At 65.6% G+C, this 26,098-nt stretch carries 20 protein-coding genes, 1 tRNA gene and 1 pseudogene; 5 read left to right on the forward strand and 17 right to left on the reverse strand.

The window, feature by feature from the left end; all coding sequences use genetic code 11:
- Positions 1–91: 91 nt before the first annotated feature.
- Genes C8J39_RS00770 through C8J39_RS00780 form a run of 3 tightly spaced genes read right to left on the reverse strand, consistent with a single transcriptional unit; the run spans position 92 to position 3,561 of the window.
- On the reverse strand, positions 92–895 hold the full coding sequence (locus tag C8J39_RS00770) for an SDR family NAD(P)-dependent oxidoreductase (RefSeq protein ID WP_120298933.1): 804 nt from the start codon (positions 893–895) through the stop codon (positions 92–94).
- A gap of 55 nt (positions 896–950) precedes the next feature.
- Positions 951–2,777: a glycoside hydrolase family 15 protein gene (locus tag C8J39_RS00775; protein WP_120298934.1), complete on the reverse strand. Its 1,827-nt coding sequence runs from the start codon at positions 2,775–2,777 to the stop codon at positions 951–953.
- Entirely contained in the window at positions 2,770–3,561 is a 792-nt protein-coding gene (locus C8J39_RS00780) for a glucose 1-dehydrogenase (RefSeq protein WP_120298935.1), read from the reverse strand. Before C8J39_RS00780 ends, C8J39_RS00775 begins: the two co-directional genes overlap by 8 nt.
- Positions 3,562–3,722: 161 nt before the next feature.
- Here C8J39_RS00780 and C8J39_RS00785 point away from each other — a divergent pair, with 161 nt between their 5' ends.
- Entirely contained in the window at positions 3,723–5,867 is a 2,145-nt protein-coding gene (locus C8J39_RS00785) for a catalase (RefSeq protein WP_120298936.1), read from the forward strand.
- A gap of 47 nt (positions 5,868–5,914) precedes the next feature.
- A pseudogene (locus C8J39_RS19010) lies at positions 5,915–6,280 on the forward strand (glycosyltransferase); the annotation flags it as partial.
- A 510-nt stretch (positions 6,281–6,790) separates the two neighbouring features.
- Here the strand turns inward: C8J39_RS19010 and C8J39_RS00795 are convergent.
- Genes C8J39_RS00795 through C8J39_RS00805 form a run of 3 tightly spaced genes read right to left on the reverse strand, consistent with a single transcriptional unit; the run spans position 6,791 to position 9,319 of the window.
- Entirely contained in the window at positions 6,791–7,381 is a 591-nt protein-coding gene (locus C8J39_RS00795; protein WP_120298938.1) for an SAM-dependent methyltransferase, read from the reverse strand.
- Positions 7,371–8,123: a PIG-L deacetylase family protein gene (locus C8J39_RS00800; RefSeq protein WP_120298939.1), complete on the reverse strand. Its 753-nt coding sequence runs from the start codon at positions 8,121–8,123 to the stop codon at positions 7,371–7,373. The genes C8J39_RS00795 and C8J39_RS00800 overlap by 11 nt, the downstream gene beginning before the upstream one ends.
- Positions 8,114–9,319, reverse strand: coding sequence for an acyl-CoA dehydrogenase (locus tag C8J39_RS00805; protein WP_120298940.1), 1,206 nt, complete (start codon positions 9,317–9,319; stop codon positions 8,114–8,116). Before C8J39_RS00805 ends, C8J39_RS00800 begins: the two co-directional genes overlap by 10 nt.
- Before the next feature lie 83 nt (positions 9,320–9,402).
- Here C8J39_RS00805 and C8J39_RS18595 point away from each other — a divergent pair, with 83 nt between their 5' ends.
- Positions 9,403–9,555, forward strand: a complete 153-nt coding sequence (locus C8J39_RS18595; RefSeq protein WP_156348872.1) for a hypothetical protein — start codon at positions 9,403–9,405, stop codon at positions 9,553–9,555.
- Between the two features lie 8 nt (positions 9,556–9,563).
- On the opposite strand, the gene C8J39_RS00810 is transcribed toward C8J39_RS18595, so the two are convergent.
- Positions 9,564–9,830, reverse strand: coding sequence for a hypothetical protein (locus C8J39_RS00810; protein ID WP_120298941.1), 267 nt, complete (start codon positions 9,828–9,830; stop codon positions 9,564–9,566).
- Between the two features lie 144 nt (positions 9,831–9,974).
- On the opposite strand from C8J39_RS00810, the gene C8J39_RS00815 reads away from it, so the two are divergent.
- A tRNA-Ser gene (locus C8J39_RS00815) sits at positions 9,975–10,064 on the forward strand.
- A 31-nt stretch (positions 10,065–10,095) separates the two neighbouring features.
- Here the strand turns inward: C8J39_RS00815 and C8J39_RS00820 are convergent.
- Genes C8J39_RS00820 through C8J39_RS00835 form a run of 4 tightly spaced genes read right to left on the reverse strand, consistent with a single transcriptional unit; the run spans position 10,096 to position 12,359 of the window.
- Positions 10,096–10,527 (reverse strand): DUF1178 family protein, encoded by a 432-nt coding sequence (locus tag C8J39_RS00820; protein ID WP_120298942.1) that lies wholly within the window; start codon positions 10,525–10,527, stop codon positions 10,096–10,098.
- The gene (locus tag C8J39_RS00825; protein WP_120298943.1) at positions 10,524–11,351 is read right to left on the reverse strand and encodes a carbon-nitrogen hydrolase family protein; all 828 of its coding nucleotides are present in this window, start codon (positions 11,349–11,351) and stop codon (positions 10,524–10,526) included. Before C8J39_RS00825 ends, C8J39_RS00820 begins: the two co-directional genes overlap by 4 nt.
- The gene (gene grxC / locus C8J39_RS00830; RefSeq protein WP_056063132.1) at positions 11,351–11,605 is read right to left on the reverse strand and encodes a glutaredoxin 3; all 255 of its coding nucleotides are present in this window, start codon (positions 11,603–11,605) and stop codon (positions 11,351–11,353) included. Before grxC ends, C8J39_RS00825 begins: the two co-directional genes overlap by 1 nt.
- 31 nt (positions 11,606–11,636) lie before the next feature.
- Positions 11,637–12,359 (reverse strand): ComF family protein, encoded by a 723-nt coding sequence (locus tag C8J39_RS00835; RefSeq protein WP_120298944.1) that lies wholly within the window; start codon positions 12,357–12,359, stop codon positions 11,637–11,639.
- 60 nt (positions 12,360–12,419) lie between these two features.
- Between C8J39_RS00835 and C8J39_RS00840 the strand changes: the two genes are divergently transcribed.
- Positions 12,420–13,289 (forward strand): class I SAM-dependent methyltransferase, encoded by an 870-nt coding sequence (locus C8J39_RS00840; protein WP_165895096.1) that lies wholly within the window; start codon positions 12,420–12,422, stop codon positions 13,287–13,289.
- Here C8J39_RS00840 and C8J39_RS00845 read toward each other — a convergent pair.
- The 6 genes from C8J39_RS00845 to C8J39_RS00870 form a co-directional block, all read right to left on the reverse strand.
- Complete coding sequence (locus tag C8J39_RS00845; RefSeq protein WP_056063121.1) at positions 13,286–13,678, reverse strand: response regulator; 393 nt, start codon at positions 13,676–13,678, stop codon at positions 13,286–13,288. The genes C8J39_RS00840 and C8J39_RS00845 overlap by 4 nt on opposite strands.
- A gap of 64 nt (positions 13,679–13,742) precedes the next feature.
- Complete coding sequence (locus C8J39_RS00850) at positions 13,743–16,217, reverse strand: ATP-binding protein (RefSeq protein WP_120298945.1); 2,475 nt, start codon at positions 16,215–16,217, stop codon at positions 13,743–13,745.
- Between the two features lie 5 nt (positions 16,218–16,222).
- Entirely contained in the window at positions 16,223–17,575 is a 1,353-nt protein-coding gene (locus tag C8J39_RS00855; RefSeq protein WP_082441448.1) for an EAL domain-containing protein, read from the reverse strand.
- Positions 17,576–18,020: 445 nt separating this feature from the next.
- Positions 18,021–19,502: an NAD(P)/FAD-dependent oxidoreductase gene (locus tag C8J39_RS00860; protein WP_120298946.1), complete on the reverse strand. Its 1,482-nt coding sequence runs from the start codon at positions 19,500–19,502 to the stop codon at positions 18,021–18,023.
- Positions 19,503–19,571: 69 nt separating this feature from the next.
- Positions 19,572–23,840 carry a translocation/assembly module TamB domain-containing protein gene (locus C8J39_RS00865; RefSeq protein ID WP_120298947.1) on the reverse strand — a complete coding sequence of 1,423 codons (4,269 nt, stop codon included), beginning with the start codon at positions 23,838–23,840 and terminating at the stop codon, positions 19,572–19,574.
- On the reverse strand, positions 23,840–26,038 hold the full coding sequence (locus tag C8J39_RS00870) for an autotransporter assembly complex family protein (RefSeq protein WP_243649674.1): 2,199 nt from the start codon (positions 26,036–26,038) through the stop codon (positions 23,840–23,842). The genes C8J39_RS00865 and C8J39_RS00870 overlap by 1 nt, the downstream gene beginning before the upstream one ends.
- Positions 26,039–26,098 lie beyond the last annotated feature (60 nt).

Raw genomic sequence — 26,098 nt, forward strand, 5'->3', positions numbered from 1 at the left:
GGTTTCGCCTGCCTCCCCCTCCGTCAGGCTGCGCCTGCCACCCCCCCCTGGCGGGGGAGGATTCTTCTGTTCTGCTCCGAGACCGTCCGCGTCACCCAGCCACCGTCATCACCGAGCCGGAGTCCACGCGGATATCCGCGCCGTTGATGAAGCTCGCGCGCTCGGAGCACAGGAACAGGATCGCCGACGCCACCTCGTCCGCCTTGCCGCGGCGCTTCAGCGTCATCCCAGGGCGTTCTTCCTCCAAGAATGTCTCGATCGCCTCGTCGAAGCTCATGCCCTTCTCGTCGGCGCGCTTCTGCATCATCTTGTCGGTCATCGGCGTCGCGATGAACGCGGGCGACACGGTGTTCACCAGCACGTTGTCGCAGCCATACGCCTTCGACAGCCCCTTCGACAGGCTCGAGATCCCTGCCTTCGACGCGCAATAGGCGAGCTCGTCGACATAGGGCTGCACCGCATCCTCCGAGCTCATCAGCACGATGCGGCCCCATTTGGCGGCGCGCATCGCCGGGATCGCCTCGCGGCAGACACGCACCGCGCCCATCAGGTTGATGTTCAGCGTCGAGTGCCACCCCTCGTCGTCGACCTCCAGAAAATCGCCGGTCGCGCCGGTCACGCCTGCGCAGTTGACGAGGATATCCGGATCGCCGAGCTGCTCGCGGACCTTGGCGAACAGCGTCTTGACGTCGTCGAGCCTGGTTACGTCCGCCTCGACCGCGATCACTTCGCCGAGCACCTTCAGATCCTCGACGCTCTTGGCCAGATCGCCGCCGGGCTGGTCGGTGATCGCGACGCGGACGCCCTCCTGCAACAGCATCCGGGCGGTCTCCTTGCCCATGCCGCTGTCGGCGCCGGTGACGAGTGCGATCTTGCCTGCGATATCGAGATTCATGGCGTATTCCTCAAAGTGTCGGATATCGTAACCCGTTCAGACGCCTGGAGTTTCCTCAGGCCCATGCCCTCGGCCCGCCATCGTTCAGTGCGCGGTCGAGGTAGAAGGCGGCGCTGATCAGCGCGAGGTGGCTGAACGCTTGCGGGAAGTTGCCGAGGAACGTCCCGTCCTGCGCGATCTCTTCCGCGAACAGGCCGAGATGATTGCCATGCGCGAGCAGTTTCTCGAAGTTGAACCGTGCCTCGTCGAGCCGACCTGCCCTTGCCAGACATTCGACGTACCAGAACGAACAGGCGACGAACGTCCCCTCCTGCCCCGGCAGGCCGTCGTCGATCTTGTAGCGATAGACCTGCCCGTCGTCGGACAGGTCGTCGCCGATCGCCTTCAGCGTGGCGAGCCATTTGGGATCGGTCGGGCCGATGAAGCGGACCAGCGGCATCATCAGCAACGCGCCGTCGACCGCCTTATCCTCAGGCGTATCCCCTTTCGCGCGAACGAAGCGGCCGAGATCGTCATTCCAGAAATTCGCCCAGATATCGTCGCTGATTTCGGTTCGCGTTTCCGACCAGCGGACCAGCGGCGCGGGAAGCGAGCGTTTCTGCGCCAGGCGGACGGCACGATCGACCGCGACCCAGTTCATCAGGCGCGAATGGAGGTATTCCTTGTCCGGCCCGCGCACTTCCCAGATGCCCGAGTCCGGATCGCGCCACGTATCGCAGACATGGTCGACGACCCGGATGATCGCCTGCCAGGAATCGTGCGCGAGCGGCTCGCCGTATTTGCTGCCGAGATAGGTCGCGTCGAGCAGCGCGCCGTAGATGTCGTGTTGGGTCTGGCCATTGGCGTCGTTGCCGACGACGATCGGCGATGCGCCTTCGAACCCGGCGAGATCGAGCTTGCGCTCGGACGCGACATCACCGCCGTCCAGGGCGTACATCACGCCGAGATGCCCCTTCGAACAGGACTGCGCGCGGTCCATCGCCCAGTGCATGAAGCCGACCGCCTCGTCTTGAAAGCCGAGTCGCAGCAGCGCGTAGACGGTGAACGACGAATCGCGGATCCAGGTCGCGCGGTAATCCCAGTTGCGCACGCCGCCGGGCGCTTCGGGCAGGCCGAACGTAGCCGCCGCCGCGATCGAGCCATGCTTGCGCGAGGTCAGGAGCTTGAGCAGCATCGCGGAGCGCTCGACGGTCTCGCGCCAGCGTCCGCGGTACAGCGACTGGCGGCTCCACTTGCGCCAATAGGCGATGTCCTTCTCGACGACCGCGTCGAGTGCCTTGGCATCGAGCGACACGTCGTCCGGGTTGCTGAGCACCAGCGAAACGGTGTCGCCCTCTGCCAGCACGATCTCCGCGGTCAGGTCGCAGCCATCGGCGACCAGCGACGCCTTGGCATGCAACGCCAGCGCGAGCCCGCATTCGTGGTCGAACCTGCCGCGCGATACCTCCGCCTCACGACCCGTGACCGATGCGGTTCGCCCTTCGGTCCCGTAATCGAACCGTGGCGCACAGCGGATGCGGATCGTCGCCTCGCCGCGCGTGCACGTGATCCGGCGGACCAGCCGCGACGGCACGTCCTCGTCCGCGTTCCCCACCGGCATCAGGTCGACGAGGTCGATGCTCGCCTGCGTACCCATCCAGCGGGTCATCAGGATGTTGGTCTCGGGCAGGTACATCTGCACGACGCGCGCGTCCGGCAGATCGGGTTCGATCGCGAAATGCCCGCCTTTGTCCGCATCGAGCAGGCGCGCGAATACCGTCGCGCTGTCGAGGCACGGCCAGCACAGATAATCGATGCAGCCGGTCGTATCGACGAGCGCGATCGTCTCCAGATTGCCGATCGCACCGTGATCGGCGATCGGCGTCGTGGCCGGCTCAACCATTGTCGCGAAAGCCGGGATAGAGCGACATGCCGCCGTCGATCGTCAGGGTGGACCCGACGATGTAATCTGCCGCATCCGACGCCAGGAACAGCGCCGCGCGGGCGACGTCGTCGGGATCACCGACGCGGCCGTAGGGGATCAGTTCGAGCAGCTTGCCCTGATTCGCCGTCGCATCCGCGTTGATCGCAGTGGCGATCGCGCCGGGGGCGATGCCGTTCACGCGGATACGGTCGCCGGCGACCTCCTGTGCGAGCGTCCGCATCAGCATCCCGCTGCCGCCCTTCGACGCCGCGTAATTGGCGTGGCCTGCCCAGGGGATGACCTCGTGCACCGAACTCATGAAGAGGATCTTCCCGATCGCCCGGCTGACGCCGCGGTCGCCCTGTTTGCGGAACCGCCGCACGGCTTCGCGCGAGACGAGGAACTGGCCGGTCAGGTTGACGTCGATGACGCGCTTCCAGTCCTCCAGCGTCAGGTCGGCATAGGCGGCGTCCTTCTGCATGCCGGCATTGGCGAACACCACGTCGACCCCGCCGAACCGCGCGACCGTCTCGTCGAACAGGCGGATGACCGCGGCTTCGTCGGAGGTATCGGCCTGAAAGGCGAACGCCTCGCCACCGGCCTGCTCGATCCGCTCGACGACCTCGCGCGCCTTATCCTCGCTGCTGTTGTAGTTGACCGCGACGCGCGCACCGGCAGCGGCAAAGGCGATCGCGGTAGCGCGTCCCAGCCCCGAACTGGCACCGGTGACGATCGCGGCCTGGCCTGTCAGGTCGATATGCATGGCTAGTCTTTCGGTTGAGAATATCCCGCCCCCAACGCGCTCCGGCCCGCCTTCTATCCCTCCCCCCGTAATCTTGCTGATCTGCGTTAAGTGGCGGTTTTCGGTGCAACTCTTAGCCCGCCCCGCGCGCTGTGGGTCCTGAGAAGCTACGAGGACGGCACATGACCAAGACCATCGCCAAGGATACCGGCACGCCCCCGCAGGGCGCGACGTTCGAGACGCAGGTCGGCGAAGGGGGCGAACTGCACCAGATCGCCAGCGGCGACGGCGACGTGCTGACGACGCAGCAGGGTATCCCGGTCGCCGACGACCAGAACTCGCTGAAGGTCGGCGATCGCGGACCGACGCTGCTCGAGGATTTCCATTTCCGCGAGAAGATCTTCCACTTCGATCACGAGCGTATCCCCGAGCGCGTCGTCCACGCGCGCGGCTATGGCGCGCACGGCACGTTCACGCTGAACGAAAGTCTCGAAGAGTTCACCAGCGCGGGCGTGCTGACCGAAGTCGGTGAGCAGACGCCGATGTTCGTCCGCTTCTCCACGGTCGCGGGCAACAAGGGCTCGGCCGATCTCGCCCGCGACGTGCGCGGCTTCTCGGCAAAGTTCTACACCAAGGAAGGCAATTGGGACATTGTCGGGAACAACATCCCGGTGTTCTTCATCCAGGATGCGATCAAGTTCCCCGACCTGATCCATGCCGCCAAGCAGGAGCCCGATCGCGGCTTCCCGCAGGCACAGACCGCGCATGACAATTTCTGGGACTTCATCAGCCTGACGCCGGAATCGATGCACATGGTCATGTGGATCATGTCCGATCGCACGATCCCGCGCGGTTTCCGCTTCGTCGAAGGCTTCGGCGTGCATACGTTCCGGCTGATCAACGCCGAGGGCAAGGGCACTTACGTCAAGTTCCACTTCAAGCCGAAGCTGGGCCTGCAGTCGGTCGCCTGGAACGAGGCGGTCAAGATCAACGGCGCCGATCCCGACTTCCATCGCCGCGACCTGTGGGACTCGATCAGCCAGGGCAATTTCCCCGAGTGGGATCTGGGTGTGCAGCTGTTCGACGACGAGTTCGCCGACAATTTCGAGTTCGACGTGCTCGATTCGACCAAGATCATTCCCGAAGAGCAGATCCCGGTCCGCATCATCGGCAGCTTCAAGCTCGATCGTCTGGTGGACAATTTCTTCGCCGAGACCGAGCAGGTCGCGTTCTGCACGCAGAACGTTGTCCCGGGGATCGGTTTCACCAACGATCCGCTGCTGCAGGGGCGTAACTTCTCCTATCTCGATACGCAGCTGAAGCGGCTCGGTAGCCCGAACTTCACGCATATCCCGATCAATGCGCCGAAGATCCCGGTGAAGAACTACCAGCAGGACGGTCACATGGCGATGCGCAACCCCAAGGGTCGCGTGAACTATGAGCCCAACAGCTGGGACGGCCCGCGCGAAAGCCCTTCGAAGGGATACAAGCATTTCCCGTCGCAGGAGACGGGGCGCAAGGCGCAGCTGCGTTCGGCGACGTTCGCCGATCACTACAGCCAGGCGCGGCAGTTCTTCATCAGCCAGACAGAGATCGAGAAGAAGCACATCGGCGATGCGCTGACGTTCGAGCTGTCGAAGGTCGAGCGTGTCGATATCCGCAAGCTGATGGTCGGGCATCTGCTCAACATCGACGAGAAGCTCGCTAAGACGGTCGCGACCGGTCTCGGCCTCAAGGCGATGCCGCCAAAGGCAAAGGCGGCGGTCGAGCCGCGCACCGACCTGCCGGTGTCGGATGCGCTCAGCATCCTGAAGAACACCAGCGGTAGCTTCGAGGGTCGTAAGCTCGGCATCCTCGTAACCGACGGTGCACCCGCAGCGATCGTCCAGGCGCTGGTCGACGGGATTGTCGCGGCGAAGGCCACGTACGAGATCATCGCACCGAAGGTTGCCGGTGCGACGCTCGACGACGGGACGCTCGCGGAAGGCAAGCAGAAGATCGATGGCGCGCCTTCGGTGCTCTACGACGCCGTTGCGATCGTCGTGTCGGCGGACGGGGCGAAGAAGCTCGGCAAGGACAAGACCGCCAAGGACTTCGTCAGCGATGCGTTCGGGCATGCCAAGTTCATCGGCTTCAACGCCGAGGCGAAACCGTTCCTGGAAAAGGCCGGCATCGAGGACGAGGACATCGACGACGGCGTGATCGCGCTCGGCGGCAAGGGCGATGTCGATGCGTTCCTCAAGACGCTCGCCAAGCTCCGCATCTGGGACCGCGAACTGAACGTCGACCTCGACGCGCCAGCGTTCGAAAACCCCGAGGCGGCTTGATCGCTTCGTTCAAACCCGGGCCGTCGCCACCGTACGCTCAGCGTGCGGTGGCGATCGCCATTCCGGTCAAGAACGAAGACCAGTATCTGCTTGGCTGCCTCGACGCGCTGGATCGTGCGGCGGGGCGCTACGGCGGCAAGGTCGTCATCGTCGCAATGGCGAACGACTGCACCGATGGCACGATCGATATCCTGACGAACTGGCGGCCGGCGCATGCGACCCTCGCATGGTCGGCCGTTTCACTTTTGCCGGGTGCGCGGCACGCCGGCTGGGCACGCCGCCTTGCGCTCGACGCTGGTGCCGCGCTGCTCACGCATCATACCGATCTGCTGCTGTCGACCGATGCGGATACGAACGTGGCCGCGGACTGGATCGTCCGTATCGTTGCACATATCGATGCGGGCAACGACGCGGTGGCCGGTCGTGCGCTGACGCTACGATCCGACCGTGCAAGCCTCGGCGTGGCGGCACGGCGGCGGCTCGATCAGCTCGGGCGCTATTATACCGCGCTCGATTATCTGCGCGCGCGCGCCGAGACCGAAGCCCATGATCCCTGGCCACGCCATTTCTATGAGGGTGGCGCCAGCATCGCGGTGACGCACGCCATGTACCGCCGGATCGGTGGCGCCCCTACCCCACCCGTTGCCGAAGACCGCGCGCTGTTCGATCGGATCCGGGCGCATGGCGGGCAGGTTCGGCACCCGCTCGACGTCCGCGTCTTCACGTCCTGCCGAATTTCAGGTCGTGCGCCCGGTGGCATGGCGGACGCAGTCGCGCGGTGGATCGACCAGCCGGTCGATGCGCCGCTGCACGAGACCTATGCGGTGACGGCGGCGCTCGATCCCGCCTCCGCGAACCCGAGCGATCAGCTCAGCTTCGCGACGTTGCCCGCCGCTATCCGCGAGGCGCAGACGCTCATCCGCCTAACGCGCGTCTTCCAGCCGCCAGAGGTCGAGCCGATATGCTTCGTGCCGATCGCTGCGAACGACCGTGACGCCGTCACCGAGCGCAGCGTGCAGTTCGGCAACGGCATCGTCCCCGCTTTTGGGATAGTCGGTCTCGCCGATCCAGTGGACCAGCATCACATACCCGCCTGACGCCGCCGCCGAGCGGACGTACGCGGCCAGCCGGACAATGTCCGCGCTGTCCCAGTAATAGACCACCTCCGACAGCAGGATCAGGTCGAACGTCCCCGGGGGAGCGCCTTCGGGAAGTCGGCGCTGTTCGATGCGGATATGCGGTTGGTCTGCACACCGCGCCCGTGCAGCCGCGACCGCGGTTTCCGACACGTCGAGCGCGAGCAACGCGTCGCAGCGTGCACCGAGCCGCGCCGTCAGGACGCCGTTCGCGCAGCCGACCTCCAACGCGCTCTCGAACCGCTCCTTCGGCAACGCGGCCAAGGTCTCGTCATACTTCGCCGCCTCGTACGAGCTGGTCTCGAACTCCCACGGGTCGCCCTTGTCCTTGTAGAGCGCCTCGAAATATTCGGGCTCGATCGAGTGTTCACGGCGCATCGCAGGTCTCCAGCAACAAGGTGTTCGGCAGGTCCATCAGCCGCATCATCGCGTTGGGCAGCCGGAAGTTCTCGCGCGCGCCGACGATCCGCCCGCCGCGCTGGCTCCGGTGGCACGCCATCGCGCGACGCTGTCTGGGGCGACCGGATGCGGTGGCGATCGACAGCACGCGGGCACCGCGCAGGCGCTCGGTCAGATCGGGAACGGTCCAGCCCCAGACGAGATACTGCCAGAGACGGCAACGCGCGCGCCTCGCCACCGCCGCGGCCAGTGCGGCTGCGGCCTCGTGGTCGCAATGCGGTTCGCCGGACCATGTCACAGCGATCTGACTAACGCCGCGGGCTTTGCACCACGCCGCCAGTCGATCGACGCTGCGCACGAACAGCGGATCGCCCTTAGAAGCCGGCGACGCGTCGGGCCAATCGAGATAGAGCGCGTCTTGCTCACCGCCCAGCGCCTTCAACGCCGCTTGAGCCTCACCGCGCCGTAGCCCCGCGATCCGTTTTCCACTCCAGCCCGGCGCATCCGGATGCGATCCCGCGCCATCGGTAAGGAACGCGGTATGAACACGTCCGCCAGCCGCCGTTACCGCGGCGATGAACGCGCCGCAGCCGAGCGTCTCGTCATCGGGATGCGGCGCCAGCACTAGCCACGGCCCCTGCCCCGCCGCCGTCCTAGCCGACATCCGCCGTGCCCGCCGCGTAAGATTGCTCCAGGCCTTGCCGCCCGGCGCTACCACCACCGATCGTCGCCCCAGCAATCATCCTCAAGCCACGCCGCCGCCGCCCGGTCGCGCGCCAAGTCCGGGACCGGCTGGCGCAGGTAGAGCCCCAGATCGCGCGTGATCCGGTCGATCCGGCTGGCCGCGAAGAACGACGCGGTGCCGACCGAGCGCGCCGCCGCCTCCATCGTCTTCAAGCCCGCCTCCTCGACGATACCCCGCGTCATCAGCACGAAAGGGATCGCCTCCGCCGCCTGCGTCTCCGCAAGGTGTGCAGCGCGCCGAACCCAGAGCCCTGCGCTGCGCGTTTCGGTCAGACACGTCGCGAACCGTGCGCGCTGGATCGCGTCGTCGCCCTTGCCGGTCGCGACAAGATGATCGCGCAGATGCCGAACCAGCGCCTCGATCGCGCCGAGCTGCACCGCGGTGAACCGCCACGCGCCGGCACTGAACCGCGGTTCGGTCTCGTACACGTCGGGCGCACCGATCATTCCCTCGGGACCAATCGGCATGCCGGAGAAATCGAAGAGCCCGCTGCACGTCCCGCGCATCCCGCGGACCTGCCACCCGCTATTGTCGGCGCGTGCGGTTTCGCCAGCGATCGGCACGAGTACGAGTTGCTTGCCGCCGGTCGCGTCGCGCGCGGTCACCAGGATGCGGTCGAGATGCCCCGCCCCTGTCGCAAAACTCTTGCGGCCGTCGAGCACCCAGCCGCCGGGCGCGGACTGCCGGATCGACAGGCCGGGCGTGGGCTCGGTATTCCAGACGCCGAACACGCGACCGGCTGCGAGATCGTCCGCCAAGGCTGCCCGCTGCGCATCATCGCCGTACGCCGACAAGAGTTGGGCCGCATTCACATGCCCCTCGAATACGCGGCCAAGGCTCAGGTCCGCGCCACCGATCGCCCGCAGCACGTCGACCAGCGCATCGGTCCGCGCCGGTGTCGAGACGTCGATGAATTCGGCTAGCGCCCCCGCTTCGTGCAGCGCGGCGACGCGGTCGGCCGGAAACGACTCCTCGCCATTGCTGCGATCCCAGTCCGCCGCAAGCGCGCGAACGCTTTCCAGGACGGTCCAACCCTTTGGATGAACGGGCGATTGTGCCGGCGATAGTCTGGTCAGTGGATCGATCCCCGCGCGCTGCGGACCGTGCGATACGGCCGCTGTGCGACTAGAACGCCGGACCGCCGCGAGCGTTGCGTGAATCGCCGCCGACAATGGTTAACCGCATCCGAATCCGTCCCGAACCTTTGGTTAACGCTTGCCCGGCATAACGGCGGAATCGGAAGGGAAGCAGATCGATGGCACATAAACAGGATATCTTCGCGCTGGTCGGCAAGCGGATGTGCGCGTCGCCGAGCCATCACGATCTGACTGCGAGCTATGATCGGCCGCAGATCGCCGACCTCATCCGCAGGATCGACCGCGCGCTGCTGGATCGCCGCGCCGCCTGATCATCGCTTCAGTCGTCGGATCGTTCGGCGAAACCGATCGCCGCGGCATAGGCTTCGGCGGCGCGAATCTCCCGCGCATCCTTGAACGCGACGTGCGGCGCGGGCGCCGCGCCGGTCGCACGCAGGACCGCCCAGAGCGCAAACCGTCGCCCCGCCTCCCGCTCGGTCCCGAACGCGATCGACACGCGCTCGCGTCCTGCCTCCAGCGCCTCGGGGCTGAGCGTATCGATGTCGGTCGTGCCGAAGAAATGCTGCGAGATCGCGTCGAGGTCCATGGATCGGGCCTAGCCGACGCTCCGCCTCCTGCGCAATCGCACGCGCGCACGCGTCCACACATACCAGATCGGCACATCGCGGTGGTTGCGATCGCGACGCTCTCCGCTTAGACGCCATCCTCCCGGTTCGCCGGGTAGCGGCGTGGAAGAGTGTCCGAGTGGTTTAAGGAACTGGTCTTGAAAACCAGCGATGGGGTAACTCATCCGTGGGTTCGAATCCCACCTCTTCCGCCACACGTTGCCTGAACTTGGGCCTGAACGCGGCTCAGTTGGTCTTTTCGGGCGGCACGACGGGTAGCGGCAGCGGGGCGACCGGCACGCCCTCTTCGACCAGTGCCTTCGCTTCGGCGAGACTGGCCTGACCGTGGATCGTCGCCTGCTTCTCCTCGCCGAGATGCATCGCGCGGGCGCGATCGGCGAAGGCGGTGCCGACCCATTCCGACGATTCGAGCGCTTTGGCCTGTCGCGCGGCAAGCACCTTCATCGCGGCCTTTAGCGCCTCCGGACTCGGCGGAGAGGGCTTGGAGTTGCTCTTCGACGCGATTGCAGGCGCCATGACCGCCTTGGTCACGTTGCCATCATTGCAGACCGGGCATTGCACCTGCCCCGCCTTGCGCTGGCTTTCATACGCGTCGCTAGATCCGAACCATGCCTCGAACACGTGCCCGCCGCCGCATCTGAGGTCGAAGACGATCACGACAGGCTGGTAACGGCGGGAATCGCGCGACGATGGGCGATCACCGGAATGCGCGACCGGACCTGCTCTACGCGAGCGGGATCGATCTCGGCGAAGGCAAGCCCTGCCGTCCCGCCCATGTCGAGGATCACGTCACCCCATGGATCGACGACCAGCGAGTGACCATAGGTCTCGCGTCCGTCCGCGTGAATACCCGTCTGCGCGGCTGCGACGACGTATGCACCCGCCTCGATCGCCCGCGCGCGCAGCAGGATATGCCAGTGCGCGGCGCCGGTCGGGCGCGTGAAGGCAGCCGGAACCGAGAGGATCGTCGCGCCTGCATCGCTGAGCGCACGATAGAGATCCGCGAACCGCACATCGTAGCAGATCGACGGGCCAAGGCGTCCTGCCGGCGTATCGACGACGATCGCCGCGTCGCCACCGGCGTAGGCGGCGGACTCACGCCAGCTCTCGCCGGTCGGGAGGTCGACGTCGAACAGGTGGATCTTATCGTAGCGCACCCGGATCGTCCCGGCCGCGTCGATGACGAACCCGCGATTGGCGAACTTGCCGTCGGGCCGCCGCACGGCAAGCGATCCCAGATGAACCCAGACACCGGCATCGGCGGCCGCAGCACGCACGGCAGCGAGCACCGGATCCGTATCCTCGGCGACAATGGAAGACGCGCCACGAGACCGATCGCGATCGATCAGCCCGGACATTTCAGGCGTAAACAGGACCGCCGCGCCGGCCTTTCCCGCGTCACGGATCGCTTCGACCAGCGTCGCGGCGTTGACGGCGGGATCGATCCCGCTCGTCATCTGGAGGACGCCGATCTTCGCCATCAGGCGAGAAGTGCGTCGAGGCCGCCCTTCGCATCGAGCGCGGCCAGATCGTCCGATCCGCCGATATGCTTACCGTCGATGAAGACCTGCGGCATGGTCATGCGACCGCCCGACCGCTCGACCATCTCGGCCTTTTTCGGGCCCCCCATCGTGACGTCGAACTGCTCGGGCTCGACCCCCTTCGATGCGAGGAGCTTCAGCGCGCGCGTGCAATACGGACAGAACGCCTTGGTGTAGATTTCGACTTTAGCCATGCAGCGGAAATGTGGTCTCGGTTTGCCGTTGTCAATCGTCCGACGCCGGCAAGACCCGCGCCCAGCACAGGATCACGACCGATCGCGCGCCCGCCTTGAGCAACGCTCGCGTACATGCCTCGGCGGTAGCGCCACTGGTGTAGACGTCGTCGACCAGCACGATCGCTTTGCCCCGCACGCGATCGCGCGCGGAGACCGCGAACGCGCCCGACACCGCCTTTTCTCGCTGTCGTCCGCCGAGCCCGCGCAACAGGGTTGTCCGCCGGGGCCGCGTCAGGACGGTGCGATCGTGCCCTACCCCCGACAGCTTCGCGATGGCGTCGGCGATCAACGCCGCCTGGTTGAAGCCGCGCGACCATATTCGCCAGCGGTGCAGCGGGACCGGCACCAGCAAGTCGACCTCGTCCGGTAGCAAGCGCCGCATCTGTCGGGCCATGGTCTCCGCAAAGGCGATACGACCGCCATATTTCAGGCGCAGCACCAGCGTCCGCGCGATCGGACCGTACGCGACGGCAGCACGGACGCCGGCATGACGCGGCAGATCCGCGAGGCATGCCGCACACCGTGCATCGTGGCCGCGGTCGAATGCGAAGGGCAGGTTGCAGCCGGCGCACCAGGGCGGCCCCAGGAACCGCAATCCGGTCCAGCAGATCGAGCAGAACCGGTGATCCTCGGCAACCGGGGTGCCGCAACCGGCGCACCGCGGCGGCAAGGCGATCCCGGCGATGAAGCGGAACGGGGCGAGTATCTTCATCCAGCCCCCCATGAGTGCCAGCCCTTGTCGGAGGCGAGCGACCACGGCACAAGCGAAGACGTGTCCGATATCGTTTCAGAAAACTCCGCCCCCGAGATCTTCGACCGCGCCGCGCGCCGTGTCCGCCGGGACCGCGCCGCGCCGGGCTATGCCGAGCACGACTTCCTGCGGGCCACGATGCTCGACGGGATCGCCGAGCGGCTGGATGCGGTGACGCGAGACTTTACCGACATCCTCGATCTCGGCTGTTTCGACGGCGCGTTCGTTGCGCCACCGGGTGCGCGAGTGGCGCGCTGCGATGCGGGGTTCGCGTTTGCTGCCAAGCCAGGCGGCGTGCAGGCAGACGAGGATCGCCTTCCCTTCGCCGATGCCTCGTTCGATCTCGTGGTAAGTGCCGGCGTACTCGATCAGGTCAACGACCTGCCCGGCGCGCTGGCGTTGATCCGCCGCGTGCTCCGCCCCGACGGCCTGTTTCTCGGCGCGTTCGTCGGTGCGGGAAGTTTGCCGGCACTTCGCAGCGCACTGAGGTCCGCGGAAAGCGAACGGCCAGCCGCGCGTCTCCACCCGCAGATCGACGTGCGATCCGCCGGCGATCTGCTGATGCGGGCGGGGTTCGCCTTGCCCGTGGCCGATGTGGAGACGCTCGACGTCGGCTACCGCGATCTCGGCCGGCTGTTCGGTGATCTGCGTGGAATGGCCGCGGGTAACATCCTCGCGCAGCGCCGCCCCCTCGTGTCGGCGACGGTGGGACGGACCGCCGCGGCCTTCGCTGGCGCGTCGGACGATCGTGGCCGAACCCACGAGACATTCCAGATCGTATTCCTGACCGGCTGGTCGCCGGACCCTTCGCAGCCCAAGCCAGCAAAACGCGGCAGCGCGACTGCATCGCTCGGTGCAGCGCTAGGACGCCACGATCAACGCGGCGCCTAGCCGATCACACCGTCGCCTTCGGCCCCGCGTGCCAGGATCACACCCATCGCGTCGAACAGCGAATCCATCGCGACCGGCTTGAAAATAACATCGTCTGCACCCGCCGTTAGACAGCGCTCCCGCAGATCGGGCGCGATATCCGCGGTAACGACGATGATCGGCACCTTGGCTTTGGCGTCCTGCCGGGCACGAATATGTTCGATCGCGGTGATACCATCCATGCCGGGCATCCGCAGATCGACGAGGATCATCGCGAACTCCTGTTCATCGAGGATTTCGAGACCGCGTTCCGCACTCTCCGCCTCGACCATCGATACGCCAGCAACGTCGAGCATATCCTTGACGACACGACGGTTCATCCGGTCGTCCTCGATGAACAAAACGTTCACCGCAACCCCCACTCAACATAGATCAAAGGAGGATATATCGTGGCCATATGGCCGCCTCTACGCCTCATGCAGCATGCGATACAAGGTCCGGATTCACGCCGTTGGCAGATACCGATCCATCGAACATGATCGCAATCAGCGCACCCCCGCTCACCGGCTTCGCAACGACCCGCGTGATCCCCGTACGCAGCAGTTCCTCGCGCTCCTTCTCTGCGGCGACAGGCCATAGCAACGTCGTCTCGGCACCCGAAATATACGCCGCCTCGGCAATCCGCGACAGTCCGCCCAGCGCGTCGTCGCTCGCGCGCACCGTCGCATCGTCGATCAGCACGCGCGCGACGTCCCCATCGGCAAGACGCGTGACCGCTTCGTCGACCGACGCTGCGAAGGCGATCGGGCCGCCGTAAGGCGCGAGCAAGGTCTTGAACATGCTGCGCGTGATCGGATTGCGATCGACGATCAGCGTGCCCGGTTGCGTCTCCGTTTCGACGATCTCGACCGCCTTCGTGTCGGCCCGGACCAGCGGCAGGACGAGCGTGAAGGTCGCCCCCTGCCCCACGGTGCTGCTGACGGACACGTCACCGCCCATGGCCCGCGCCAGATTGCGACAGATCGACAGTCCCAAGCCAGTGCCACCGAATTGTCGTGTCGTCCCGGCATCGGCCTGACGGAACGATTCGAAGATCTCCTCGATCTTGTCGGCGGGAATACCGATGCCGGAATCGGTGACGGTGACGCGCAGTCGGTCGTCGTCGCCGACCTGGATGCTCAGCGCGACATGGCCCGCCTTCGTGAACTTCAGCGCGTTCGACAGGAGATTGAAGACGATCTGTCGAACCCGTGCGGCGTCGCCCATGATCATCGCAGGGCAACCGCCGACATCGACGGTGAAGGAAAGGCCTTTCGCGCGCGCCTGCTCTTCCCACATCCGCGCCGCGTCCGTCACCGTTGCGCAGACGTCGAACGGAGCCGCCTCGATCGTCAGGTTGCCGGTTTCCATCTTGGCGACGTCCAGGATGTCGTTGACGAGCGCCCGCATCGTGATCCCGGCGCCATTCACCACGCCAAGCCGGTCGCGCATGTCCGCCGGAAGCGTCGGGTCCGCCAGCATCACCTGAGTCATGCCCAGAATACCGTTCAGCGGCGTCCGGATCTCGTGACTGGTCGTGGCCAGGAACTCGGTCTTGGCGGCCAGCGCCTTACCCAATGCGCTGTTCGTCGTCGCAAGGTCGTCGTTGGCAGCACGTACCTGATCCCGGCTGCGACGGATCGTAACCAGCCCGATCGCCAGCAAAGCGATAACGACAGCGACCGCCGCGCCCGTCGCGATGAAGATATTCCGCTGAGTCCGCGCCTGCGTACGCTCGAACGCGATACTGCGCTGCAATTCGCTGGCCTTGAGCTGGCTGATCCGTAACTCCTGATTGGCGAAGTCGAACCGCGCCGCCATCAGCGCGGTCTTCGTGTTGGTGGCGAGCTTGGTGCCCGCGTCGTCGAGGCGCTTGAGAGCTTGCAGATGGACCAGCGCCGAAGTGGTGTCGCCCGTTGCCGTGAAGACATTGTACGCGGTCTGATGAAAATCGCGGTACGAAATGCCCGTGGTTTTTGGATCGATCCCGACCAACGCGCTTTCGATCAATCGATTAGCGCGTGGCAGGTCGCCGTGTTGCAACGCCGCCTGCGCTGCCGTTGCCGTCAGGCGCCCTGCCAGACTCGGGTCACTGGGATCGGCCATCGCCCGCCCGTTCGCGATAGCCCGGTCCGCCAGCGTCAGGTTGCCAAGTTCGAGCTGCACGCGCGCGATGTTCATATAGATCAGCTCGAGCAGGTTCCTGCTGTTGAGCTGCTTCGCCAGATCGAGCGCGTTCTTGAACTGCTCCGCGGCCTTCTTGTATTGTTTGTCCTCGGCGAACACCAAGGCACGGTTGTTGTAAACCGAGACAGCGATATTGACGTCCCCCCGATAGATATCGAGCGCCTGCTGATAATAGCGATCGGACGTCTCGGGGTCCTTAGCCTGCGTGTAGAGCAACGCGATAAAGACCAGCGCTCGCGACTGTCCCCGGGCATCGCCTAGCTTTCGATAGATACCGAAGGCCAGTTGATAGTCGATCAGCGCATTGCCGACATGGCCCTGATAGCTGTCGAGCCACCCCATCGATATGAGCAGGTCGGCATGAAGCTTCGACTTTGGCTGATACCGTTTCACCGCCGCAAGTGCCCCCCGGATAAGTACATCCGCCTTCTCGGGAGTATTGATCCGGAGATACGCCTCGCCTTGCAGCCATTGCGCGGTGGCGATCGCGATGCCGCGAGCTTTCTCGTCGGCGATTTGTGCACCAAGGCGTTCGGCGACGATCGCTTTGGGCAACGCCTTGGCCGGATCGACCAGCATCGTCGCATTGGCATCCGCAACCGTCGTCTCGTACCGGTCGGCAGCAACGTCCTCTGCCTGGACGATAGCCGGTTGCGCGGACACGGCTGGGCCGATGAACGTCAGGGCTACGGCGGCGGCCGCGACGATCCAGCGCTGCGCCATTGCGATCAGGCGCGCTTCCAGACGGTCGCGAGCCGATTGAACGGCGCGCGCATATCGGCGGCCAAAGCCTGATACTTTCCGTCATCGAGAAAGTGGATCAGCGCATCGAGGTTGATCGGTCGGCTAATGAGGAAGCCCTGGATCATGTCGCAGCCCATCACCGACAACAATGCCATCGCCGCCTGGGTCTCGACACCCTCTGCGACCACCTCCATCTCGAGCGCGTGCGCGAGGTCGATCGTCGAGCGGACGATCAGCGGGTCGCGATTCGAACTCGTGAGCTGCGTCACGAAAAGCTTGTCGATCTTCAGTTCGCGTGCCGGCAACTGCTTCAAATACGCCAGCGACGACAAGCCGGCTCCGTAATCGTCGATCGCGATGACGATCCCGATATCCGCGAATATCTTGAGGTTCGCGATCGCGCTTTCCGGGTCACGGATGACCGACGTCTCCGTGATCTCAAACCCGAGTTGCGCCCCGCTCGCTTGCACCAACTCGCAGGCGCGACGAACGAAGCGCTTGTCGGCGAGCAATGCCCCCGCGATGTTGATGAAAATCCGGAGGTCGTGACCACTGGCAGCCAGTGCCTTCTGATCGGCAATCGAACGGCGGATCGTCCACAACGTGAGTGCGACGATATCCCGCGACTCCTCGGCCAGAGGAATGAAGTCGTTGGGCAGCACCAGCCCGCGTGTCGGGTGATTCCAGCGGACCAGCGCCTCGACGCTCGTGACCTCCTGGCGACGGAGGTGAACCTTTGGCTGGTACTGGAGGAACAGTTCCTCCTTTTCGATCGCACGCGTCAGGTCCAGCGATAGCTCGGCACGATCCATTGCCGCAGGGTTGCCGGTGACATCCCGCGCGATCGTGATTCGTTCGGCCCGGGCTTCGCGCAACGCGTGCTCGGCCTCTTCTATGAGCAGGACCTCGTCGCGATGCGCAGAGGCGGCGGCGGCCCCCAACTGGATATGGATCACATACGACTCACCGTCGATGTCGAACGGGTCCTCGAACGCGATTTCCAGCGCGGCGATCGCAACGTCCAAGGCTAGCCGTGCCTCGCTCTCGAAGACGATTTCCGCCGTGTCGCGTCCCGCGACCATGACCCTGGCGTCGGGCAGCGTATCGGCGATCCGCGCCGCGACATCGACTATTACAGTGTCCGCCCTTGATCGTCCGAGATGACGCCGCAACACCGCGAAATTCGCAACCTCGGCGAGCACGAGAAACCGCCAAGAACCTTGTGAAGCCTGGCATATCGCATCCCGCGTGCGCTTTATCGACAGGTCGGCGTCCAACAGCCGAATGCCGCCTAAATGCGGGCTGCCTTCGACCTGACCGTGCGGAATATGGCTCATCCCAACCCGAATAGCTCGGACGCATAAATATACCCTTAAGCACTTAGCACGCCCGGACGCCAAGAAGATGGTTAACAAATTACAAATGATATTGTTTAACGCTTCATTAACCGATATTCGGGACCGGCACCTTCTCGGTGCCAATTAGGGAGCAAAACATGCTGAAGCTCATTATCGCGCTCGTTTACGGCGAAGGCATTCGCCCCTGGTGAATGCCGGTCGGCTCGAACATTGCGGAGGCGTCGAATAAGGGCGCGCCTCGGTGTTCGGGCCGACATTTTAAAGTGGCTGCTGTCTGGACCGAGGCACTTCGGCGCAACTGCCTGCCCGCTACGCGCTGATTTTGCTTTATAGTCTTGCCATCGGCGAAGCGTGAACCTGCTTAGGCGAACCCCGCGCCGATCTTGGATGCCCCGACTGCTAGTTGGGACTCAAAACGGTACCCTCAGGCGGTAACGTTCTCCCGCCGCGCCGGGACCCGCACCGGGTTCGAGAACCGCATCGCATCATCGATCGAGCCGAACTTGAGTGCGAGCACGTCCAGGGCGTAATTCTGGTTCAACTTCCAAGGCTTGCGCTCTCCCTGCGTCGGTAAAGCCGCAGCGGCGCGCTGCACGTACCCCGATGTGAAATCGAGGAACGACTCGCTCTTCATCGTCGGATCGTCGTTGAACGGCATCGCCTGACGCAGGCCGCGCTTCTTCATCGTGTTCAACAGCCGGCACATGTAGATCGCCGTCAAATCCGCCTTCAGCGTCCAGGACGCGTTAGTGTAGCCGAAGGTCGAGGACAGATTCGGCACGCCGTCGAACATCATGCCCTTGTATTGGAGCCGCCCGGCGAGTTCGATCGGCTTGCCGTCGAGGCTGAACGCCACTCCGCTCATCAGTTGCAGTTCGAGGCCGGTCGCGGTGACGATCACGTCGGCGGGCAGGTCCTTGCCCGAATCGAGGTGGATGCCCTCGGGCGTGATTCGCGCGATCGTGTCGGTGACGATCGAGGCAGTGCCAGCGTTGATCGCGGTGAACAGATCGCCGTCGGGGACCAGGCAGACGCGCTGGTCCCAGGGATTGTAGCGCGGGGTGAAATGCGTCGCGACGTCGTAGTCGGGGCCGAGCTGATCGCGGACCATGCCGATCATCCGCTCCTTCACCACGGCGGGCTTCTTGCGTGCCATCCGGTAGAAGAACATACCCATCAGCACGTTCTTCCACCGCGTGATGCCGTAGGCAGCCTTTGCCGGCAGTTTCCCGCGCAACCAGTTCGCTACGCCGTCCTCGCCCGGCCGCGCGACGATGTAGGTCGGCGAGCGCTGGAGCATCGTCACGTGTGCGGCGGTCTTCGCCATCGTCGGCACTAAGGTCACTGCGGTCGCGCCGCTGCCGATGACGATAACACGCTTGCCGCTATAGTCGAGGTCCTCGGGCCAGAATTGCGGGTGCACGATCTGCCCGGCGAAGCTGTCCGCGCCATCGAACTCGGGGGAATAGGCCTTGGCGTAATTGTAATAGCCGGCGCACATCGAGAGGAAGTTGCAGGTCAGCTTTACCGGGCCATCGGGGCCGGTGGCTTCGACCGTCCACTGCGCGTCCTCGGTCGACCAGGCGGCGGACCTCACATGGTGGCCGTAGCGGATCTTTTGGTCGATGCCGTACGCTTGCGCCGTTTCCTCGACATAGGCGCGGATCGAGGGGCCGTCGGCGATGGACTTGGCTGCCGTCCAGGGGTGGAAGACGAATCCCAGCGTGTGCATGTCCGAATCGGAGCGGATGCCGGGATAGCGGAACAGGTCCCACGTCCCGCCCATCGACTGCCGCCCCTCAAGGATCATGTAGCTCCGGTCGGGGCAGCGCGTCTGCAGGTGGTAGCCGGTGCCGATCCCGGAAATGCCGGCGCCCACCACGATCACGTCGACATGTTCGGTCATGCTGCATCCTCACGCCCCGGCGTTACGCCGTAGGTTTCATAACCGAACCTATCCTGTTGTGATCTTTACTCAATAGTCCTTCGTATATTTCACGCTCGCGCTCTGCCCGCCGCTCGATCCCGCTGCCGACAACAGGCTGAGTGCCTTGGTCAGCGCGATCTCGAGTTGTGTCGAGGTGAAGCCCTTCGCGTCGGTCACGATCTCAACATAGATGTTCTTCGTGATGTACTTGCCGGCAGCGAGGCTGGTGCCACGCCCGGTCGCCTGATCGGCGCCGAGCACGCGCAACCGGTCGAACCCGGTCGCCGAGCGCAGCTTGCCGAGCGGGTTCAGACCGCCGCCGCCCGACCCGCGCAGCGAGTTCAGCGCGGACGCCAGCTGGATCGCCTCGGTCGCCGACAAATTGGCCGGGCTCGATCCGAACAGCAGGCGGCTGAGCACTTCGTCCTGCGGCAGGACCGGAGTCGAAGTAAACGCGATCTGCGGCTTCTGGCCGGTCCCGGTGACGTTGATGACGACGGTGATGTCGCTGGTGGTCGTGGTCGCCTGGATGTTGATGTCCGGATCGGTCAGCGCACCGCCGCGGAAGCGGATCTGGCCCTTGTTCACCTCGAACCGCTTGCCCGAGAACGAATAGGTGCCGCGGACCACATCCATGCCGCCGGTCACGATCGGTGCGGCAGACGTGCCGCCGATGTGCATGTCCATCTCCCATTCGGACTCGAGGCCCATGCCCGAGACGAACAGCTGGTTCGGCGCACGGACGCGGAGGTCGAGCTTGAACTTGCCGATCGCCGGTACGTCCGAGCGATCGGTCGAGACTGGCGTCCGGATATCGCTCTTGCGGCGGACACCGGTCAGTTCGGGCACCTCAGCCTGCCCTTGGCGGATGATCTGGTAGCGTGCCTCGGGGATCTGAAGATCGCCCTGGATCAGGCCGCCATCGCGCCCGTTGGTGAGGTGGACCGTGCCCGTCGTGGTGGCGCTGATCGCGTCGCTCTTGGCGAGCTGCGCATTGTTCAGCGTCGCGCGGATGTCGATCGGGAAGCCGCTGTCCGCCGCGAACCCGATCGTACCCTGCGCCTGCACGGTGCCGTCGCCGGCCTTCGCGTTGAGCTGCGTCAGTTGCAGGTCGGTGTTCGAGAACCTGCCGGCTATCCGCATCTGCGACAGACGCGTGCCATAGGTCTCGTTGTCGTAGGTCAGGTTGTCTGCCCGGACGACGCCGTTCAACTGAGGTGCGGACAGGCGCCCGGAGAAGTCGGCGGCGACCGCGATCGGCCCCGACAGCTGCTGGTTCGGGATCGCGGCAAAGCTGAACAGCACCGCCGATGGGCCGTTATAGCGGATCCCACCCGACAGCGGCGCGGCCATCAGGCGTGTGCTCCACGACCCGTTGCCCGCCGGCAACGGCCGGAGGTTGGCGACCATGCGGCCGATCACCGACGTTCCGCGACGGACCAGCGCACGACCGGTCGCGCCCTCGCCGCCGAGCGTCCCGGCGAACACGATGTCGACGGGGTCGGAGACAGCGGCGAGACCCGAGCGGGTGAAGTTGGTGACGGTCACGCGTGCGTCGGCGGTCGGCGGCGCGGCCGAGTTCGCTTGCGAGAAGTCGAGGCTGCCGGTCGCCTTGCCGCCGATGCCGAGGTTCGGGACCAAAGCGGAGAGCGTCGACAGGTCGAGGCTATCGAGCCGGACCTGCGCGTTCGTGCCGCGGCCATAGCTGCCGGCCAGACGCGCCGAGCCACCGCCTGCGCCACCGAAGTCGATCCGGGTCGGCGACAGGCGGTATTCGCCCTTCACCGCCTGGATGCGCGCCGGGTTGACGGTGCGGAAGTCGATGCCGTTGGCCTGGCCCTGTGCGGCGACGAGGTAGTTGTTGGGGCTGAGCTTGGCGTTGACCGCGAGGCGGAAGGGGACGCCGTTCGAGCCGGTCAGCAGCGCCTGTGCGGTGCCGTTGCCGCCGACGTAATTGACCTTCGCGCGGGCCGCCGAGAGGACGATCGCACCGTAGCGCATGTCGGCGATCTGCGCGTCGGCGACGATCTGCGGGGTCGGCGTCATGACCGCGGTCGCGCTGACGATCGCGCGGCCGATGGTGAAGTCGACCATGCCGGGGATCTTAGCGCCGTTGGCACGCGCCGCGACGTCGGCGCGCTGATAGCCGCCCTGGTTGGCGAGGCGGACATTGCCCGAAAGGCCTTGCCCGGCGAACTGGAGCGCGCCCGCGAACGGGCCGGCTGCGGTCTGGACGATGCGGCCGCTGCCGACGATCCCGGCGAACACCACGCGGCGCACGTCGACTGCGAGTTGCGCGCCCGGCTTGACCAGCACGTCGGCGGTGAATGGGCCGTAATTGGTGCCGCCGCTGGCGGTGACCGCATAGGCGCCGCCACGTCCGACGATACGGGCGTTGAGATTGACGAGGCCGACGCCGACGCCCGGACGCGGTGCGCGCAGGACGACGACAGGAGCCGTCGCGCTGCCCGTGACGCGGGCGGACAATGGGCCGTAGGCGGTGGAATACGCATCGGCGTTCACCAGCACGGCGCCGGTGGCCGGGTCGAACCGGCCTTCGCCGCTGGTCACACGGAACTGTGGCGCGTTCATGCGGAGATTGCGGAAGGTGACGATGCCTTCGGGGCTGTAGCCGATGTCCGATCGGACGATCGCGTTGCCGCCCAGGAAACTGCGCGCGCCCTCATTGAAGATCTGCGAGGTCTGCGCGACGACGCGGCCGGTGATGCCGAAGCCGCCGTTCGGCCCGGGTACCAGCTTGGCGTCGGTCGTCAGATTGACGATACCGATGCCGTCGACACGGTAATTGTTGACCCGCCCCTTCAGCGCGCCGGTGTAGCGCCCGGTCGCCATGTTCGCGACGACCATCGCTGTCGCATCGATCTTGTCCGAGCGGATCTTGAGGTTGTCGGAGAGGACGTTGACGCCCGAGATCGCGAAGTCGCCGTCGATCGCGACGTTGGTCGCGAGCCCGCCGACCGCGGCATTGAGCCCCGTCACGCGACGTGCGCGCGCCTTGACCGGCACGAGGATGCGGTCGGAGTTCACGCGTGCGAGACCCTCGGCATAGAGGTTCTCGACGCCCATGTCGCCGAACGCGATCGTCGCCGCGCGCACCTTGTAGTCGACCGTCGGCGTCGCGAACGCACCATCGAGCACGACGCGCGCGGTAACGTCGCGACCACGCAGGTTCGGCAGGATCGCGCCGGGCGTCAGCAGCTTCGCGTTGACCGCGAAATTGCCGAAACGGCTGTTGGCGAGATCGATCAGACCACCGGCGTCGACCGCGAGCGCGTCCGACTTCAGCGTCATCCGCGTGTCGGCCTTGCGGTCGTTGAGCGTGGTATCGATCGCCACGTCGAGCTGTGGCGACGTCAGGCGCTCGACCGGACCTTCGAGATACAGGCCGGGACGCGTCGAACCGCGCACTTCGATATGACCGTTCTTGGCGGTCAGCCCGAGGTTGGCGAGTTGCCCGCCGCCGAGCGTTGCGACGGCGCGCCCCTGCCACGAGGCCCAGCTGCCGCGGCCATCGACGCTTGCCGTCAGCGGCGCCTTGAACGCGCCCATCGTCGACACGACGCCGCCGACCGGGGCGGTCAGCTTCACGTTGACGTCGAGCTTGTTCTGTTCGGGCACCGCGTCGAGCTTGAGCACGAGGCGATCGCCACCGGCGATGCCGGGTCCGGTCAGTGCGGTCGCGTTGGTGGTCAGCTGCGCGCGCTTGTCGGCGATGTGCACCGCGCCGTCGATCTTGACGATATGCGTCTGGCCGGTGACCGGCTTGGCGATCAGGAAGCGATCGATCACCAGACGGTTCACGTCGATGTCGAGATCGGGGAGCAGCGGCGCGTTGGGATCGGTCGGCGTCGCGTTGAGCACCGGGCGGCGCTGCAGCGTAACCAGCGGCGTGGTCAGCGAGCGGACGTCGACATGGTTCTTGGCGAACGCGAACGGGCGCCAGTCGACGGCGAGCTTCGGGCTGGTCAGGAACACGCCCTTGGGATCGGATACGCGCACGTCGCTGAGCGTCATCGCGCCGTAGATCGAGCCGTCGATCCGGCCGACCTTGATGTTGAGGCCGGATGCGGTGGTGTAGCCGCCGATCTGATCGGCAACGAGGCGCCGGCCTGGATCGGTGTTGATCCCGAACAGCACGATCAGGACGAGCGCGACCAGGCCGACGACCAGGATCGCCAGCCATTTGAGGATGCGCTGCCACAGGGGGCGCCGCTCGACGATCACCGTTTCGGTCTGCTCGAACTGGTCCCGCTCAGCAGGGCCCTGTTCAACAGGTGGAGTGCCGTTTTCGGCCATCAGAATGCCTGCCCGATCGAGATGTAGAGGGCGATCTTGCCGTCGCCCTCGCGTGGGTTCAGCGGCGTCGCGACATCGAAACGCATCGGGCCGAAGCTGGTATAGAAGCGCCCGCCGATGCCCGCGCCGTAGCGCAGGGACGACAGGTTCGGCGTGCTGCTCTCATAGCTGTTGCCGGCATCGATGAACGGCACGATGCCGAAATCGCCGAACCGGTAGCGGGCCTCGAGCGCGAATTCGTTGAGCGAGCGCCCGCCGACCGGATCGCCGTTGGGATCGAACGGCCCGAGCCGCTGGTATCCGTAACCGCGCACCGATCCGCCGCCACCGCCGTAATAGCGCCGCGAGGGGGCGAGATCGTCGCGGTCGACGCCCTGGATCGAGCCCGCCTTGGCGCGGCCCGCGATGACGATACTGCTGGAGACGGGATAGTAGAACGTCCCCTCGATCATCGTGCGGATGTACGGCTTGACCGAGCCCTGGACCGACGTCTCGGGGCTGAGGTTGAGCGTCAGGCGATAGCCCTTGGTCGGGTTGAGCAGGCTGTCCGAGCGATCGAACTTCACCTGGCCCGGCAACGCAACGATGCCGTAGGTGCGGCGGACGTTCTCGCCGCGACCGAAATCATAGACGCTTTCGTTCGTACCGACGAGCTCGCCACCATAATAATAGGTCAGCGGCTTCTGCCAGATCGGCGTGGAGTCATAGCTCCAGCGGACGCCGACACTGGTCGTGAAGGCGTCGTACGCGTCGTAATTCGAATGGTTCGCGCCGGCGGTCAGGCTGAACGTGCGGTCGCGGCGACCAGCGTTCGCGCGACGGAACGTGCCGGACAGGCCCTGTTCCTGCGTACCGGCGATCACCGATCCGATCAGCGCGCCCTCGTATGGGAACAGGTTGCGGTGCTGCCACGTGCCTTCCGCGCGGAAGCCCTGCCCGGTCGAGAACCCGACATTGCCGCCGAGCGAGCGCGGCTTGCCCTCGCTCTGGCGGACCAGCAGGTCGACCTGTTCGGTGCCGTCGGGGTTGATCGTGCCGGTGCGGACAGGCTCGACAGATACCGTCGAGAACAGCGACGTCGCGACCAGTGCATCGCGCAGATCGTCGGTCATACGGTTGTCGTAGAGTTCGCCCGACTTGAACCGCGGGAACAGGTTCAGATGCTCGAGATTGAAGACCGGATCGCCTTCGGTACGAAGCTGACCGAACGACGAGCGCGGGCCGGTATCGACGGGCAGCGTGTACGCGCCGGTCGGCGTCTGGTCGTCGAGCAGGATGTCGCGCTCGCCGACCTTGACGAACGGATAGCCGCGTTGGGGCAGTGTCAAGCTTACATTCGCCTCCGCGCCCTGGATGCGCGCGGCCTCGATCGGGTCGCCGACCTTGAGCGGTAACTGCGTACGGACCAGATCAGGGGGTGTCGTCGCGTCCGCCTTCACGGTGATCGACGACAGCGAATAGAGCCGGCCGGGTTGCGCGCTGACGGTCGCCTTCAGCCGCGCGGGCTTGGTCTTGTCAGCGTCGGGGATCGTCTCGATCGTCGAGATCGCGGTCGCGTCGTAATAGCCGAGCGACTTCAGCAGCCGCACCGCCAGCGCCTCGTCCTCACGCGCGCGCGCCGCGACCTGCGTGGCGTTCGCCGCCTTGCCCTTGCCCTCGGCGAGCGCGGACAGCGCCTTGTATTCGCCTTCTAGCCCGTCGCCTGCCTTGTCGAGACCCTTGGTGGCGGTCTCGTAGCGAATGTCGGGCGCGTCCTTGTCCTTGATATCCGCCGCGGTCTGGAGCGGGGTCGTATCGAAGCTCGACAGCGGGGTCAGCGGCTGCGCGAGTTGCGGATCGCTCGGACCGGTCGGCGGCAGGACGTCGCCCGCCAGCGTTGTCGCGGGGGTCGTCGCGGTGGCGGGAGTTGCCGGCGTTTGCGTCGAGGGAGCGGGCAGCGGTGCCATCGCCTCCAACGGCGCATTCAGGTCACCGCTCAACGGCGGCAAGGCGCTGTCGAACTCGGCGTCAGGCACGATCGGCGCGTCGGAACGCGGATCGTTCGACTGCGGCTGGTCGCTTGGCTTGGGCGCATCGGGACCCTTGGCTGGGGCGGTACCCGGCTTCACCAACTGCGCGGAACCGACGCCCGCGAATCCCGTTGTCGACGCTACCAACGCCAGAGCGAGCCAATGATGCCGGCTGTTAGAAGCTGTCACACGATCCCCTTTACAGGCAGCGATCGTGCTCGATTCACCCCCATCTTCGTCCACGTAACG

Source organism: Sphingomonas sp. PP-CC-1A-547, assembly GCF_003610375.1.
Classification (GTDB): Bacteria; Pseudomonadota; Alphaproteobacteria; order Sphingomonadales; family Sphingomonadaceae; genus Sphingomonas.